The following is a 14,099-nucleotide window of genomic DNA, read 5'->3' on the forward strand; positions in this document are numbered from 1 at the left end:
GGAAAGAGCGCCGGCTACTTCCAGGTGACCCGGCCGCCGACCTCCTCGGCGATGAAGTCCGACCAGCGCTCGCGGTCACCCAGGAGGTTCGCCGGGAAATAGTCGTTCAGCTCCACGGACTGCCAGCGGTAGCCGGGACGGTTGAAGAGGTCGCTGCCCTCTGCGAGGAAGCGCGGCACGTCGATGCCGTCGAGAATGTCGTCGCGGTTCAGCTCCTGGTGCGAGAAGCTCTGGATCTTGTGCCGGATGGCGGCGTCGTCGCCGATGTAGGAGAAATGCCAGCCCGCGTGGGGCAGGATGTCCACGTAGGCGGGCCGGGTCTCGGGGGTGTAGCGGTCCAGCGTGCCGCGGCTCTCCCGGATCTGCTGCGGCGTGGTCATCCGGGCCATCAGCCCGCGGACGGCGACGGGGAAGACCGAGAAGTTCTCGCCCTCCACGTTCATGAAGTTGACCTTGAAGTAGAACAGCGGCACGCGGAACCCGGCGATCATCGCCGAACTGTCGCGCAGCGACGCGAGCGAGCGGGCGCGCAAAATCTCGTCCACGTCGGAGACGACGACGATGTCGTCCGGCTCCACCTTGTCCAGCCCGAGCGCGATGGCGTTCCGCTGCGCCCGCTCGCGCACCCAGGGATTGTCGGTTTCCGGGAAGTCGGGGGCGACGATCAGCTTCACCTTGTCCAGGAAGGGCAGGAAGCGGTCGCGCTCCTCCATGAAATGCAGGGGCTTGGTCGCGCCGGTGAAGGTCTGCTTGGCCTCGACGATCACGAACTGGTCGACGGTGTCGTACAGCTCGCGGAAGCGCAGCTCCAGAAGGTCGAGTTCGTTGTGGAAGGTGAAGCAGTCGTAGATCTTCGGCTGGCGGCGCTGCGGCGTGGTCACCGCCGGCCAGCGCGACCCCGGCGCCGCCGTCGTCTGCACGGCATCGGCCAGGGCCAGCACATAGTCCCGCGCGGCACCGGTCGTCCATTCGGTGATCTGGGAGCGCAGGACCGTCTCGTCCCGCCGCGCCACCAGCTTGCGGACCATGGAGGCGAAGGGGGCCTTGCGTCCGGACAGCGCGAGGCTGGTCATCAGGTCCGTGTACTCCCGCCGGTCGAGGAGCGGGCCGTCCATCACCTCGATCCGCTCCTCCAGCGCGCGGTCCCCCAGCACCTTGCCGAAGTTGAACAGGCCGTGGAAGCCGAAGGCCGGTCCCGGCACCGGCGTCCGCTCGAAGGCGAAGCGGTCGGCCACCGTCTCCGGGGCGAAGCGGATGCCGGCCTTCTCCAACGCCGGGCGCTCGGTCCGGCAGATGACGTGGTCCTCGGGGATGCCGGCTTCGAAAGGCAGGTCGCGCAGCCGGTCGAGCAGGGCGGCGGAGCGCAGGGAGAAGCCGCCGTTCCCCACCGTCATGCCGTCGTCGTACCAGCCCCAGCGGGCGCCGATGTAGTCGAAGGCGCGGAACGCCTCCGTCCAGGCCTGCGGATCGGCGACGAAGCCGTCCCACTGCGCGATCAGGACATGCTTCGTCGTCACCAGCCGGCGCAGGCGGACGTTGATGGTGTCCGAATAGTCGTCGATGTCGTTGATCGGGGCGATGCGGTGGAAATCGACGCCGGGAATCCTCGGGTCGCGGTCGGAAAGGAGCAGGACGCTGGAGAAGCGGCAGGCGGCGATGCTGTCCCGGATGGCCATCTCGACCAGGGCGTGGTTCGCCGTGTCGGCGAACACCAGCGTGCAGTCCTCGATCCTCACCATCCCGTTCCCCGTTCTGCCGCCGGCGTCGGCCGCCCGCGGGCGCGGATCCTATCACGGCGGTTGTGGGGCTGCCACGGGCGGAGCGCCGGCCATCCTTGAGCAGTCCGTCTCAGAGCCCGACCTCCTTGACGGGCGGGGGCCGGTCCCTTAGCTTGCGAATGTTCCCTGGGGGGCCTCGCTAGGAGGCTGAGACTCCGCCGGTCCGGCGCTTTCATCCGGACAACGCGGTGACCCATCGAACCTGATCCGGGTCATACCGGCGTAGGGACGGGACTGAAGGGCGGCACGGCGTACCCCCATTCCATCCAGACACCGCTTGTCCCGGCAACAGTTTGTTGGCGTTGCAAAAGGTGTGCGGACGTGACCGAAGCCCGACTTGTCGAAGAGCTGCTGGCCTTCATCGCCGCCGGAGAGGCGGACGAGGAGGCGTTCAACCGCATGGCGCTGGCCGTCTTCGCCCACCAGTTCGAGACCAACGCCCCCTACCGCCGCTTCGCCACCCAGCGCGCGCGCACCCTGCGCACGGTGAAGAGCTGGCGCGACGTGCCCGCCGTGCCGATCAGCGCCTTCAAGGACCTGACGCTGAGCGGGCGCCCGCCGGAGGAATGCCCGCACGTCTTCATGACCAGCGGCACCACCAAGGGCGTGCGGGGCAAGAGCCATCACCCGACGCTGGCGGTCTACGACCGCTCGATGACCGTCAACTTCCGCCGCCGCTTTATGGGTGAGCATGATCGGCTGCGCATGGGCATCCTGTTCCCGACCGAGCAGGCGATGCCCAACTCCTCGCTCGCCCATTATCTGGCGCTGGCCAAGAGCGAATTCGGGACGGCGGAGAGCCGGTACTTCGTCTCCGACGCCGGGCTGGACGTGGACGGGGCCACCGCCGAGCTGTCCCGCGCCGAGGCCACCGGCGAACCCTATGCCCTGCTGGGGGCGAGCTTCAGCGTCGTGCATCTGATGGACGCGCTGGCCGAGCGGGGGCGGAGCTTCGCCCTGCCGGCGGGCAGCCGCATCCTCGACACCGGCGGTTTCAAGGGCCAGTCGCGCGAGATGGCGGCGGAGGAGTTCTACGACCGCCTGTCCGCGACCTTCGGCGTGCCGCGCCGGCTGTGCATCAACATGTACGGCATGACCGAGCTGAGCACCCAGTTCTACGACGACGGCAACGAGGCCTGCCCGTCGGTGAAGTCCGGCCCGCATTGGATCCGCAGCCGGGTCATCAACCCGCTGACCGGGCAGGAGGTGCCGCGCGGCAGCGTCGGCGTTCTGGTCCATCACGATCTGGCCCATTTCAACTGCGCGTCGGCCATCCTGACCGAGGATGCGGGGGTGGAGGTGGATGGCGGCTTCCAGCTTCTTGGCCGGGCCGATGGGGCGGACGCCAAGGGCTGCTCCATGGCGGTCGAAGACTTCCTCAAAGCGGCGCGGGCGACTTGATGGAACGCGCCGGGCATCTGCCGGGACTGTCCGCCGACGCGGTGGACTGGCGGACGCTGACCTTCCGGCGCGGCGCCGAGACGCTCGACGTGGCGGTGCCGGTGCTGGGCGAGGCCCAGATCGCCGAACTGGCGGAGCGGGTGCGGGCCAACGCGCGGACTTTCTTGAGAAACCGCACCGTCGCGGAGATCGCCGCCACCATCGACCGCGCCGTCGCCCGGCTGCTCGACCGCGACGACCCGTGGCGGCGAAAGGCGGAACGGCTGCTGCCGCTGGTCACCGGCTACGACGCGGAGATGGTCCGGCTGGGGCTGACCGGCTATCTGAAGACCTTCCGCGGGCCGGAGCTTCGGAAATTCATCGCCGAGGATTTCGCCAACCCGGCGGTGCTCGACGATTTTCAGCCCATGCCCAAGGGCGGCTTCGCCCGCGCCTTCGGGCCGGAACTGCTGCTGCATGTCTGGGCGGGCAACGTGCCGGGCCTGCCGCTGTGGAGCCTGATCTCCGGCCTGCTGGTGAAGGCCGGCACGGTCGGCAAGCTGCCGAGCGCCGAGCCGCTGTTCGCCGGCTGGTTCGCGCAGATCCTGGCGGAGATTGATCCGCAATTGGCCGACTGCATCGCCATCGTCTGGTGGAAGGGCGGCGACGAAGCGGCGGAGCGCGCGTGGCTGGGCCGCGCCGACACAGTGGTCGCCTATGGCGGCAACGACGCGCTGGAGGCCATCCGGGCGCGGGTGCCGATCACCACGGGCTTCCTGCCCTACGGTCACAAGATCAGCTTCGGCATGGTCGCCCGCTCCGCGCTCGACGCCGGGAAGGCGGGGGCGGTGGCGCGGCAGGCGGCCTACGACGTGGCGCGCTACGACCAGCAGGGCTGCTACTCGCCCCAGACCTTTTTCGTGGAGCGCGGCGGGCGGGTGTCGCCGCGTGAATTCGCCGGCTATCTGGCGCACGAGCTGGACGCGCTGGGCAGCAAGTTCCCGCGCCGCCCTCTGTCGATGGGCGAGGCGGGCAGCGTCGCGTCCTGGCGCAACGCGGAGGAGACGAAGGGCTTTGCCGACCCCAGCCGCGCCCTGCTGGGCGATCCGGCGGGAAGCTGGGCGGTCGCCTACACGGACGCCGCGGACGGTCTCTCGCCTTGCGGGCTGAACCGCACGGTGACGGTGGTGGCGGTGGACCGGCTGGCCGAGGCGGTGCCGGGGCTGGCGCCCTACCGCGCCTTCCTCCAGACCGTGGGCATCGCCGCCGCGCCGGAGGAGCTGTTCGCGCTCGCCGGAGCGCTGGGGGCGGTCGGTGTGACGCGCCTCTGCGCGCTCGGCCGCATGACCGCGCCGGAAGCGGGCTGGCACCATGACGGGCGGTTCAACCTGCTGGACCTCGTCACCATGACCGAGATCGAAGGCTCGGCGGAACGGGCGGCGGACGCGTTCGCTCCCTACACGGATTGAGGCGCCCGGCCATGAGCTTCGTCAGCATCGAACAGGCCGGCTACGGCGTCCCGAGCGGCGGCACCATCCTGGACCGCATCGACTGGACCATCGGGGAGGGCGAGTTCCACGCGCTGGTCGGGCGCAGCGGCTGCGGCAAGACGACCCTGCTGAAGCTGGTCGCCGGGCTGCTCGCCCCCTCGACCGGAACCGTCCGCATCCAGGGGGAGCCGGTGCGGGGGCCGGGTGCCCAGGTCGGCTTCGTCTTCCAGGCGCCGACGCTTCTGGAGTGGCGGACGGTGCTCGACAACCTGCTGCTGCCGGTGTCGCTGACGCGCCGTCCGCAGCCGGCGGACCGCCGCAAGGCGGAGGAGCTGCTGGACCTCGTCGGCCTGTCCGGACTCGAAGGGCGCTACCCCAGCCAACTGTCGGGCGGACAGCAGAGCCGCGTCGCTCTGGCCCGCGCGCTGGTCACCGAACCGCCGCTGCTCCTGCTCGACGAGCCCTTCGCCGCGCTCGACGCCATCACGCGGGAGGAGTTGCAGAACGACCTCTTGAAGCTCTGCGCCCGGCACCGCACCACCGTGCTGTTCGTCACCCACGACATCGCGGAGGCGGTCTATCTGGCCGACCGGGTGGCGGTGATGGAGGGCGGGCAATTGCGCCACGCCCTGCCGGTGCCGCTGGCCCGCCCGCGCGGGCGCGACGTCCGCTACAGCCCCCGCTTCAACGCCCTGTGCCTGGAGCTGCGCCACGCCATGGATGGCGCGGGCTCCGGCGTGGCACTGGAGCGCGCGTCGTGATGGTGCGTGCCGCCTCCGCCCTGCTGCTCGTCCTGCTGCTGGCGGGGTGGGAGGTCTATTGCCGGGTGGCGGGAGTGTCGGCGCTGGTCGTGCCGCTGCCCTCGGCGGTGCTGCGCACGCTGTGGGACGGGCTGGCCGGGGGCTATCTGCTGCCGCACCTCTGGGTCACCACGGCGGAGATGGCGATGGGCCTCGCCGCCGGCTGCACCGTGGGTTTCCTCGCCGGGGTGCTGCTGGCCGAGGTGCCGGTGCTGCGCCGCCTGTTCTACCCCTACATCCTCGCCAGCCAAGTGGTGCCGAAGCTGGCGCTGGGGCCGCTGTTCATCGTCTGGTTCGGCTTCGGCATGACCTCGACCGTCGTCATCACGGCGCTGATCTGCTTCTTCCCGCTGCTGGAAAACACCATGACCGGCCTCCAGCAGGTCGATCCCAACAAGCGGGAGCTGTTCCGGATGCTGCGGGCGACGCGCCTGCAAACCCTGCTGCGCCTCAAGATTCCCTCCGGCCTGCCGGTGATCCTGGCGGGCTTGCGCGTCGCCGTGGTGCTGGCGCTGGTCGGCGCCGTCGTCGGCGAGTTCATCGGGGGCCGGCAGGGGCTGGGCGCCTCGATCATCGCGGCGCAGGGGATGATGGATTCGACCATGATGTTCGCCCTGTTCATCGTCATCACGGTGCTGGGCATGATCGTTTATCAGGCCGCCGCCGGGCTCGAACGGTGGCTGCTGCGCCGTCCGTGGAAAGGATAATCACACGATGTTCGGGTTCCTGCGCACCCTGGGTGCCGTCGCCGTTTCCGCCTTCCTGCTGTCCTCCCCCGCGCTGGCGCTCGACAAGGTGACCGTGGCGGGCTGGAGCCAGCCGATCAGCGAGATCACCAACCTGCTGGCCGAGCCGGACAAGGGCTTCTTCAAGGCCAAGGGGATCGATCTCGGCTATGTGCCGGGCACCGGCGGCGGCTCGGCCATCCAGAACATGCTGACCGGTCAGGCCGACGTGGCCTTCACCGACCCGGCCTCCTTCTATCTGGCGCTCGACAAGGGCGAGAAGCTGATCGCCATCTACAACATCTACCCGCAGAACGTCTTCAACGTGGTGTCGCCGAAGGAGCGGAACATCACCAAGCCCGAAGACCTCAAGGGCAAGCGCATCGGCGTCTACAGCCTGTCCAGCGGCACGCGCCAGAACCTCCAGGTGCTGCTGCATCAGGTGGGGCTGAGCGAAAAGGACGTGACCATCGAGGTGACCGGCCTGCTGAACTTCGCCCCCGTCATCCAGGGGCAGGTGGACGCCACCGCGGCGACCGACACCGGCCTGTATGTCGGGATGCAGAAGGGGCTCAAGGACATCAACGTCATCGAGGTCAAGGACACGCTGAACCTGCCCTCCGACATCTTCGTGGTGACGGAGGAGACCTACCGCACGAAGAAGGACGTTCTGAAGCGCTTCCTCGCCGCCTACCGCGACAGCGCCGCCTGGATGATCGCCGAGCCGGAGGAAGCCGCCCGCCTCGCCGTGACCCGCGCCATCAACGGCCGTGACGAGGCCACCAACCTCGCCATCATCAAGCTGCGCAACGAATCCAGCGTGTCGGAGACGACCAAGGCCAAGGGCCTCGGCCACTTCGACCCGGAACTGATGCAGAAGGGGGCGGACACCTTCAAGCAGCTCGGCCTGATCGCGGCGGACCTCGACATGGGCAAGCTGGTCCAGTCCGACCTGATCCCCGAGTAAGGAAGGCTTGGCCCGCCATGGATTTCCGCGACAAGACCGTCCTCGTCACCGGCGCCAGCCGCGGCATCGGCGCGGCCATCGCCAAGGCCTTCGCGGCGGAGGGGGCGGCGGTCGCCGTCAACTACCTCCAGAATGGGGACGCCGCCGAGGCGGTGGCGTCGGCCTGCCGCGAGGCGGGCGGCGACGCCTGGGCGGTGCAGGCCGACGTGACCGACGCCGACGCGGTGCAGCGCATGGTGGAGCGCACGGCGGAGGAGTTCGGCAAGATCGACGTGGTGGTGAACAACGCCTTCCGCCCCTACGCCTTCGACCCGGAGAAGCGCAAGCTGTTCTGGGACACCGACTGGGCGGACTACCGGGGGCAGGTGGATGGGGCGCTGCTCGGCACCTACAACGTCTGCCGGGCGGTGCTGCCGGTGATGCGGCGGCGGCCCGGCGGCAGCATCGTGAACATGGCGACCGACCTCGTCGCCCGGCCCACCGTGCCCTATCACGACTACACCACGGCCAAGGCGGCGCTGGTCGGCTTCAGCCGCAATCTGGCGGCGGAGCTGGGGCCGCTGGGCATCCGCGTCAATTGCGTGGCGCCGGGGCTGGTCTACCCCACCGACGCCAGCCGGGCGACGAAGGAGGACGTGAAGGACGCCATCGTTGCACAGACTCCGCTGCGCCGCATCGCCACGCCGGAGGACGTGACCGGCCCGGTGCTGTTCCTGGCGTCCGGCTGGAGCCGCTTCATGACGGGGCAGGTGCTGTATGTGGATGGCGGGTTGGTGATGGGGTGAGGTGTGGGCGCCGTTGCCCCCACCCCGGCCCTCCCCCGCTGGGCGGGGGAGGGAGGTTTTTTTAAGCCCTCCCCTGCGTTAGCGGGGGAGGGTTGGGTGGGGGCGTCGCAAGCACTTCCCCGCTACTCCAACGCGATCTCCCCCTTGATCTCATGCTCCAGCCCAATGCCCTCGACGGTCAGCACGACGCGGGCCTGGAGCGTCTCGTTGCCCTTCAGCTTTCCGGACTCGATCGCTTCGGTCACGGCGCGCTCGATCTCGCGCTGCGAGGTGACGCCGACGACCTTCAGGTACTTCCGGATGCCCATGTTGAAGGTGTCGTGGTCCATGATGCTCCTCCCTCTCTGATCGCTCCCGAAGACAACCGTCGCGGCAACGCTTTGTCCCGTCAGTCATCGTCATAGAGGCCACGGGCGGCGTCGCGGTGGCAGGCTTCGCAATTGGCCTTGGACAGCACGTCCTTGCGCAGCCAGACCTCCGGGCGGAAGCGGTGCTCGCGCAGCCACCAGCGCTGTTCGGTGATGCGCAGCAGCGCTGGATCGCCGCGTCCGGCGGCGTTGCCGGTCAGATAGGCGCGGATCTCCGTCGCCGGTCCGGGCGGCAGGCTGGCCTTCTCGCCGAAATGGTCGTCCAGCCCGTCCATGATCCGGGTCCAGCTTCCCGCCGGCAGCAGACCGGGCTGGAAGGCCATGTGGCATTCTCCGCATTCCTTGCGGGTGGCGTCGTTGGTGACGGGGCGGACGCGTTCGAACTCGTTGGCCGAGGAGGTGACGCCGGACAGCAGAAGCAGGACGGACGCGGCGGCGAGCCGGCGGGGCATGGTGGGGGTCCTCACTGTCCGGCGAGATAGGTGATGAAGTCGCCCTTCTCCTGCGCCGTGCAGGCGCGGCCGAGGACGTTGGGGCAGTCGCGGTCGAAGCGCTTCTCCACCTCCGCAGGGTCGGTGAAGCGCTTGGGGGTGGCGGAGACGGCCATCGGCTCGATCGCGCGCCCGGTCCGCTGGTGGCGGCCCTGGGCGGTGGGATTGGGGGTGTGGCAGGCGGCGCAGGCGTTTGTCTCCGGCTTGCCGCCGGTGTGCGGGCCGAGATAGAGGGCGCGTCCGCGCTCGGCGGAGAAGCCGGCGAAGGTCGCCGACTGCGCTTTCGCCTGGGCGGCGTAGCCGTCGAGCAGGGCGGTGCGGGCCGGGTTCGCGGTGGCGGCGATGGCCCCACCCACGGCGAAGACCGCCAGCGTCGGCATAAGGAAGCGGATCATGGTGCGGTGACCTCGTGGCGGATGTTGGAGCGGGCGCGCCGGCCGGCGACGGTCTTCAGGCCGAGCAACGCGACGACCAGGGCGACATGGGCCAGCACGACGGGCAGGGAGGCCTCGCCCAGCGCCTCGTGCAGTTTTTCGAACGGGATGACAAAGTCGGCGATCGCTCCGCTGAGCGTGGCGGCGCCGACCACGGCCAGCAGCGCCAGCGCCATCCAGGCGAGCAGCGGGCGGCGCTGCCCCCAGGCCCGCGCCTCGCCCGAAGCCACCCGGCGCAGCCAGTCCAATGTCACGCTCAGGGAGGGGCGCGGGAGGCGCAGCGGCCCCACCGGCATCAGCACCCCGGCCAGGAGCCGCACCGCCAGCGCGGCCAGCGCCGTGTAGCCGGCGACCTGATGCATGGCGTAGGTGTCCTCGTCCCCCGTGAGGTAGGCGACGATGAAGGCGCCCGACAGTGCGGCGTGGAAGGCGAACAGGAACAGCAGCCGACCCGGCGTGCGGCGCGCCGTGGTGGGGCGGGGATCAGTCGGCGTCATGATCGCCCCCCGCGATGGCGGTGGCCAGCGACCCGGCGGTGCGGGCGACGCCCTCCCCACCGGCAAGGGCCTGGAAGGCGAAGGCCGCCACGGCGATAACGAGCGTCGCGGCGGCGGTGTGGGTCAGCATCCTGCGGATCATCGGCGGTCTCCGGTCCGGTGGGGTCGTTGCCGTGGAGACTGCGCCGCCCCCGCTGAACGGAGCCTGAGCGGTTCGTTCAGGTGCCGTTCAGCCCGCTTTGTGCTAACTGGGGATGTCCTTTCGCCCGCCGGTTCCGACCATGAACGCCGCCCGCGCCGTCCTGCTGTCCCTGGCCCTCCTCGCCGCCCTCGCCGGTGCCGCCCTGCCGGCGGCGGCCGATGACGACCGCGACCATGAGCGGGCGCGGGAAGCGTTCCGGTCGGGCCGGGCGCTGCCGCTGGAGGTCATCGTGGCCCGCGCGCAGGCCGATTTCCCCGGCGACATCCTGGACGTCGAGTTCGAGGACGAGGACGGGCAGATCGTCTACGAGATCAAGACCATCACCGCCGAAGGCCGCGTCCTGAAGCTGAAATACGACGCCGCCACCGGCGACCTGCTGCGGGTGCGCGGGCGCAACGGGAAGGGCGAGGGCAGCCATCATGGGAAGAGGTGAGCGCCATGCGCCTGCTCGTCGTCGAGGATGATCCGGCGCTCGCCCAGCAGCTCGCCGAGCGGCTGGAGGGCGAGGGCTACGCCGTGGACCGCGCCGCCGACGGCGAGGAGGGGCAGTTCCTCGGCGAGACGGAGCCCTACGACGCCATCGTGCTCGACCTCGGCCTGCCGCGGGTCGACGGGCTGACGGTGCTGCGCTCCTGGCGCGCGGGCGGGATCACAGCACCGGTCATCATCCTGACCGCCCGCGGCGCCTGGACGGAGAAGGTCCAGGGCATCGACGCCGGGGCCGACGACTATCTGGCGAAGCCCTTCAGCATGGAGGAGCTGCTCGCCCGCATCCGCGCGCTGATCCGCCGCTCCAAGGGCCACGCCTCGGCGGAGATCGCCTGCGGCGGGGTGGTGCTGGACACCCGCTCGGGCCGGGTCACGCTGGACGGGCAGACGGTGGATCTGACGGGGCACGAGTTCCGCGTGCTCGATTACCTGATGCACCGCAAGGGGCAGCTCGTCTCGCGCACGGAGCTGACCGAGCACATCTACGCCCAGGATTTCGACCGCGATTCCAACACCATCGAGGTCTTCGTCGGCCGCTTGCGCCGCAAGCTGGGCGCCGACCTGATCAAGACCGTGCGCGGGCTCGGCTACAAGCTGGAGGCGCCGTGAGCGGGGATGGGCGGCGGCTGACCGGGTCGCTGCGCTTCCGCCTGCTGGCCGGGGCGGCGGTGTGGATCGCGCTGGCTCTGGCGCTGGCCGGGCTGGTGCTGTCCGGCCTGTTCCGCGACCATGTGGCCCGCCGCTTCGAGGCGGAGCTGACCAACCATCTCGACCAACTGGCCGCGCTGACCGAATTGGGGGCGGACGGCGCGCCGGTGCTGCGCCAGCCGCTCAGCGACCCGCGCTTCCGCCGGCCGCTGTCGGGGCTCTACTGGCAGGTCGGGCCGGGGAATGCGCCGCTCCTGCGCTCCCGCTCGCTGTGGGACGAGGCGCTGGCCCTGCCGCCGGACGAGGTTGCCGACGGCGACATCCACCGCCACAGCGTCGTCGGGCCCGCCGGGCGCCATCTGTCGGTGCTGGAGCGCGCGGTGACCCTTCCCAACGGGACCGCACCCCTGCGCATGGCGGTGGCGCAGGATGAGGCGGAACTGCGGGCGGTGGTGGCCGACTTCAATCGGGTGCTCTGGCTGTCGCTGGGGGCGCTGGCGCTGGCGCTGATCGCCGCGGCGGTGGTCCAGGTGTCGGTGGGGCTGCGCCCGCTGGTGCGGCTGCGCGCCGAACTGGCGGCGGTGCGGGCCGGGCGCCGGAAGCGCTTCGGCGGCGACTCCCCGCGCGAGGTGCAGCCGCTGCTCGACGACCTGAACGCCCTGCTCGACCATTCGGAGGAGGTGGTGGTGCGGGCGCGGCTCCAGGCCGGGAATCTCGCCCACGCGTTGAAGACGAACCTCGCCGTGCTGGCGAACGAGGCGGAGGGGGAGGCGGCCGCCCGGCGGGTGGCGGAGATGCGCCGCCACATCGACCACCACATGGCCCGCGCCCGCGCCGCCGCCGCCCGCGGCCTGCCCGGCGTCGCCACCCCGGTGGCCGACCGCGCCGCGGCGCTGGCGCGGGTGATGGACAAGCTCCAGGGCGGAGGCCGGGGGGGAGGACGGGTGGCGGTCACCGTCCGCGTCCCGCGCGAGCATGTCTTCGCCGGGGAGCGCGAGGATCTCGACGAGATGCTGGGCAACCTGCTGGACAACGCCATGAAATGGGCGGGGTCGCGGGTGGAGGTGGCGTCGCGGCTGGAGGCGGGCGGGATGCTGGCGGTGGTGGTGGACGACGACGGACCGGGCCTGCCCGCCGACCGGCGCGACGCCGTGCTGGCCCCCGGCGTGCGGCTGGACGAAAGCACGCCGGGCAGCGGCCTCGGCCTGGCCGTGGTGCGCGACGTGGCGCGGCTCTACGGCGGCGACCTGCGGCTGGGCGATTCGCCGCTCGGCGGGTTGCGGGTGGAGCTGGTCCTGCCCGCGGCGGCGCCCTCCTGACCGGCGCAATATTTCCGTCACATCTCCGCGCTGGCGGCGGACCGTCCCTTGTGGTCTGAATGGCGCCCCTTCGCGTGCTCCGGAGACGACGCATGACCCAGGCGGACAGCGCCAACGCACCCGGTGCGGACACCGCCGGCCACGGGGTGAGCCTCGGCGAGGCCACGCGGGTCTGGGCGCGGATCGCGGCGCTGAGCTTCGGCGGGCCGGCCGGCCAGATCGCCATGATGCACCGCATCGTGGTGGACGAGAAGAAGTGGATCGGCGAGGAGCGGTTCCTCCACGCCCTGAACTACTGCATGCTGCTGCCGGGGCCGGAGGCGCAGCAGTTGGCCGTCTACATCGGCTGGCTGATGCACCGGACGGTGGGCGGGCTGATCGCCGGCGTCCTGTTCGTCCTGCCCGGCGCGCTGGCCATCATGGCGCTCAGCCTGATCTACGCGACGCTGGGGCACACCGGGGCGGTGCAGGGGCTGTTCTTCGGGCTGAAGGCGGCGGTGCTCGCCGTTGTGCTGGAGGCGGTGGTCCGCGTCGGGCGGCGCACGCTGAAGAATGGGGCAATGGTCGCCCTGTCGGCGGCGGCCTTCCTGGCGATCTTCGCCTTTGACGTCCTGTTTCCCCTTATCATCCTGACCGCCGCGCTGATCGGACTGGGTGGGGCGCGGCTGGGCGTCTCCGCCTTCCGGCCGATGCCCCACGGGGCGGCTGCGTCCACGCACGGGAGCAGCCTGCTGGGCGAGGATACGCCGGACCACGCGCGGCCCTCCGCCGCTTGGTCGCTGCGGGTCGGGGCGGTCTGCCTCGCCCTGTGGCTGGGTCCGGTGCTGGGGCTGCTGCTGACGCTGGGGCCGGACAACACGTTCACCGGCATCGCCGTCTTCTTCTCCAAGATGGCGGTGGTGACCTTCGGCGGCGCCTACGCCGTGCTGGCCTATGTGGCGCAGCAGGCGGTGGAGACCTATGGCTGGCTCCGTCCCGGCGAGATGCTCGACGGGCTGGGCATGGCCGAGACGACGCCGGGGCCGCTGATCATGGTGGTGCAGTTCGTCGGCTTCCTCGGCGCGTTGCGCGATCCGGGGGCGCTGCCGCCGCTGCTGGCCGGGGTGTTGGGCGGGCTGCTGACCACCTGGGTCACCTTCGTGCCCTGCTTCCTGTGGATCTTCCTCGGCGCGCCCTATGTCGAGGCGCTGCGCGGCAACCGGATGCTCGGCGCCGCCCTGTCGGCGATCACCGCGGCGGTGGTCGGGGTGATTCTGAATCTGGCGCTGTGGTTCGCCCTGCACACGCTGTTCGCCCGCCTGGAACCGGTGTCCGTCGCCGGGATGAGGCTGGACCTGCCCGTTCTCGCCAGCGTCAACCTGCCCGCCCTGGCGCTGACCGTGGCGGCGGTGCTGGCGGTGTTCCGCTTCAAGGCGGGGATGCTGCCCACCCTGGGCGCCTGCGCGCTGGCCGGCGTGGCGCTGCGGATGGCGGGCGTAGCCTGAGGCGACGGAGTCGCCGCAGGCCGCGCCGGGCCCGGCTCAATGCATCTCCTGAACCTGGGCGATGCGTTCGGTGATTCCTTCGAGGCGGCGGGACAGCTGGTCCTCGTCCTCCGGCGCGATCTGGCCCTTGCGTTGGGCAAGCCGCAGGGCCGCTTGCGCCTCCTCCAGGCAATCGAGCGTGTGACGCACGTAGTCGTGTTGGGCCATGCCCCCATCCTCCTCTGCCGTTCTGCTACAAAAGC

Annotated in this window: 17 protein-coding genes and 1 riboswitch; of the genes, 10 read left to right on the forward strand and 7 right to left on the reverse strand. The window is 70.7% G+C overall.

The genetic code is table 11. The features are described 5' to 3' along the window. Positions 1–14: 14 nt before the first annotated feature. Positions 15–1,739 (reverse strand): DUF5672 family protein, encoded by a 1,725-nt coding sequence (locus tag FBZ83_RS23725; RefSeq protein ID WP_145689186.1) that lies wholly within the window; start codon positions 1,737–1,739, stop codon positions 15–17. 156 nt (positions 1,740–1,895) lie between these two features. Then, positions 1,896–2,025, forward strand: a riboswitch (TPP riboswitch). Positions 2,026–2,099: 74 nt separating this feature from the next. Here FBZ83_RS23725 and FBZ83_RS23730 point away from each other — a divergent pair. The 6 genes from FBZ83_RS23730 to FBZ83_RS23755 are packed head-to-tail and all read left to right on the forward strand — an operon-like array spanning position 2,100 to position 7,925. Continuing rightward, positions 2,100–3,179, forward strand: coding sequence for a long-chain fatty acid--CoA ligase (locus tag FBZ83_RS23730; RefSeq protein WP_145689187.1), 1,080 nt, complete (start codon positions 2,100–2,102; stop codon positions 3,177–3,179). Continuing rightward, positions 3,179–4,627, forward strand: coding sequence for an acyl-CoA reductase (locus tag FBZ83_RS23735; protein ID WP_145689188.1), 1,449 nt, complete (start codon positions 3,179–3,181; stop codon positions 4,625–4,627). Before FBZ83_RS23730 ends, FBZ83_RS23735 begins: the two co-directional genes overlap by 1 nt. Positions 4,628–4,638: 11 nt before the next feature. Further along, the gene (locus FBZ83_RS23740; RefSeq protein ID WP_186466175.1) at positions 4,639–5,409 is read left to right on the forward strand and encodes an ABC transporter ATP-binding protein; all 771 of its coding nucleotides are present in this window, start codon (positions 4,639–4,641) and stop codon (positions 5,407–5,409) included. After that, positions 5,409–6,155: an ABC transporter permease gene (locus FBZ83_RS23745; RefSeq protein ID WP_137117205.1), complete on the forward strand. Its 747-nt coding sequence runs from the start codon at positions 5,409–5,411 to the stop codon at positions 6,153–6,155. Before FBZ83_RS23740 ends, FBZ83_RS23745 begins: the two co-directional genes overlap by 1 nt. Before the next feature lie 7 nt (positions 6,156–6,162). Beyond that, positions 6,163–7,140: an ABC transporter substrate-binding protein gene (locus tag FBZ83_RS23750; protein WP_145689190.1), complete on the forward strand. Its 978-nt coding sequence runs from the start codon at positions 6,163–6,165 to the stop codon at positions 7,138–7,140. Between the two features lie 17 nt (positions 7,141–7,157). Beyond that, a complete protein-coding gene (locus FBZ83_RS23755) occupies positions 7,158–7,925 on the forward strand; it encodes a 3-oxoacyl-ACP reductase (RefSeq protein WP_145689191.1) in 768 nt (255 codons plus the stop codon). A 122-nt stretch (positions 7,926–8,047) separates the two neighbouring features. Here the strand turns inward: FBZ83_RS23755 and FBZ83_RS23760 are convergent, their stop codons facing one another. From FBZ83_RS23760 to FBZ83_RS31535, 5 genes are read right to left on the reverse strand one after another with little or no spacing between them, the layout of a single operon-like run. After that, entirely contained in the window at positions 8,048–8,254 is a 207-nt protein-coding gene (locus FBZ83_RS23760; RefSeq protein WP_137104577.1) for a DUF6494 family protein, read from the reverse strand. Between the two features lie 59 nt (positions 8,255–8,313). After that, the gene (locus FBZ83_RS23765; protein WP_145689192.1) at positions 8,314–8,745 is read right to left on the reverse strand and encodes a diheme cytochrome c; all 432 of its coding nucleotides are present in this window, start codon (positions 8,743–8,745) and stop codon (positions 8,314–8,316) included. 11 nt (positions 8,746–8,756) lie between these two features. Then, entirely contained in the window at positions 8,757–9,179 is a 423-nt protein-coding gene (locus tag FBZ83_RS23770; protein WP_145689193.1) for a DUF1924 domain-containing protein, read from the reverse strand. Beyond that, on the reverse strand, positions 9,176–9,715 hold the full coding sequence (locus FBZ83_RS23775; protein WP_145689194.1) for a hypothetical protein: 540 nt from the start codon (positions 9,713–9,715) through the stop codon (positions 9,176–9,178). Before FBZ83_RS23775 ends, FBZ83_RS23770 begins: the two co-directional genes overlap by 4 nt. After that, positions 9,702–9,857: a hypothetical protein gene (locus tag FBZ83_RS31535; RefSeq protein ID WP_186466176.1), complete on the reverse strand. Its 156-nt coding sequence runs from the start codon at positions 9,855–9,857 to the stop codon at positions 9,702–9,704. Before FBZ83_RS31535 ends, FBZ83_RS23775 begins: the two co-directional genes overlap by 14 nt. Before the next feature lie 139 nt (positions 9,858–9,996). On the opposite strand from FBZ83_RS31535, the gene FBZ83_RS23780 reads away from it, so the two are divergent. From FBZ83_RS23780 to chrA, 4 genes are all read left to right on the forward strand, one after another. After that, positions 9,997–10,350, forward strand: coding sequence for a PepSY domain-containing protein (locus FBZ83_RS23780; protein ID WP_145689195.1), 354 nt, complete (start codon positions 9,997–9,999; stop codon positions 10,348–10,350). Between the two features lie 5 nt (positions 10,351–10,355). After that, the gene (locus FBZ83_RS23785) at positions 10,356–11,015 is read left to right on the forward strand and encodes a response regulator (protein WP_145689196.1); all 660 of its coding nucleotides are present in this window, start codon (positions 10,356–10,358) and stop codon (positions 11,013–11,015) included. Continuing rightward, positions 11,012–12,373, forward strand: a complete 1,362-nt coding sequence (locus FBZ83_RS23790; protein WP_145689197.1) for a sensor histidine kinase — start codon at positions 11,012–11,014, stop codon at positions 12,371–12,373. Before FBZ83_RS23785 ends, FBZ83_RS23790 begins: the two co-directional genes overlap by 4 nt. A gap of 92 nt (positions 12,374–12,465) precedes the next feature. After that, entirely contained in the window at positions 12,466–13,857 is a 1,392-nt protein-coding gene (gene chrA, locus FBZ83_RS23795; RefSeq protein ID WP_145689198.1) for a chromate efflux transporter, read from the forward strand. A 36-nt stretch (positions 13,858–13,893) separates the two neighbouring features. On the opposite strand, the gene FBZ83_RS31540 is transcribed toward chrA, so the two are convergent. Next, positions 13,894–14,064 (reverse strand): hypothetical protein, encoded by a 171-nt coding sequence (locus tag FBZ83_RS31540; protein WP_014198041.1) that lies wholly within the window; start codon positions 14,062–14,064, stop codon positions 13,894–13,896. Positions 14,065–14,099: the final 35 nt, after the last annotated feature.

The organism is Azospirillum brasilense (assembly GCF_007827815.1).
In the GTDB taxonomy this organism is placed as follows: domain Bacteria; phylum Pseudomonadota; class Alphaproteobacteria; order Azospirillales; family Azospirillaceae; genus Azospirillum; species Azospirillum brasilense_C.

Bases quoted from the DNA above. Each gene is read 5' to 3' on its own strand.
- FBZ83_RS23755 (WP_145689191.1), top strand. From the start codon at position 7,158: ATGGATTTCCGCGACAAGACCGTCCTCGTCACCGGCGCCAGCCGCGGC.
- FBZ83_RS23760 (WP_137104577.1), bottom strand. From the start codon at position 8,254: ATGGACCACGACACCTTCAACATGGGCATCCGGAAGTACCTGAAGGTC.
- FBZ83_RS23750 (WP_145689190.1), top strand. From the start codon at position 6,163: ATGTTCGGGTTCCTGCGCACCCTGGGTGCCGTCGCCGTTTCCGCCTTC.
- FBZ83_RS23780 (WP_145689195.1), top strand. From the start codon at position 9,997: ATGAACGCCGCCCGCGCCGTCCTGCTGTCCCTGGCCCTCCTCGCCGCC.
- FBZ83_RS31540 (WP_014198041.1), bottom strand. From the start codon at position 14,064: ATGGCCCAACACGACTACGTGCGTCACACGCTCGATTGCCTGGAGGAG.
- FBZ83_RS23745 (WP_137117205.1), top strand. From the start codon at position 5,409: ATGGTGCGTGCCGCCTCCGCCCTGCTGCTCGTCCTGCTGCTGGCGGGG.
- FBZ83_RS23735 (WP_145689188.1), top strand. From the start codon at position 3,179: ATGGAACGCGCCGGGCATCTGCCGGGACTGTCCGCCGACGCGGTGGAC.
- FBZ83_RS23765 (WP_145689192.1), bottom strand. From the start codon at position 8,745: ATGCCCCGCCGGCTCGCCGCCGCGTCCGTCCTGCTTCTGCTGTCCGGC.
- FBZ83_RS23740 (WP_186466175.1), top strand. From the start codon at position 4,639: ATGAGCTTCGTCAGCATCGAACAGGCCGGCTACGGCGTCCCGAGCGGC.
- FBZ83_RS23785 (WP_145689196.1), top strand. From the start codon at position 10,356: ATGCGCCTGCTCGTCGTCGAGGATGATCCGGCGCTCGCCCAGCAGCTC.
- FBZ83_RS23770 (WP_145689193.1), bottom strand. From the start codon at position 9,179: ATGATCCGCTTCCTTATGCCGACGCTGGCGGTCTTCGCCGTGGGTGGG.
- chrA (WP_145689198.1), top strand. From the start codon at position 12,466: ATGACCCAGGCGGACAGCGCCAACGCACCCGGTGCGGACACCGCCGGC.
- FBZ83_RS23725 (WP_145689186.1), bottom strand. From the start codon at position 1,739: ATGGTGAGGATCGAGGACTGCACGCTGGTGTTCGCCGACACGGCGAAC.
- FBZ83_RS23775 (WP_145689194.1), bottom strand. From the start codon at position 9,715: ATGACGCCGACTGATCCCCGCCCCACCACGGCGCGCCGCACGCCGGGT.
- FBZ83_RS31535 (WP_186466176.1), bottom strand. From the start codon at position 9,857: ATGATCCGCAGGATGCTGACCCACACCGCCGCCGCGACGCTCGTTATC.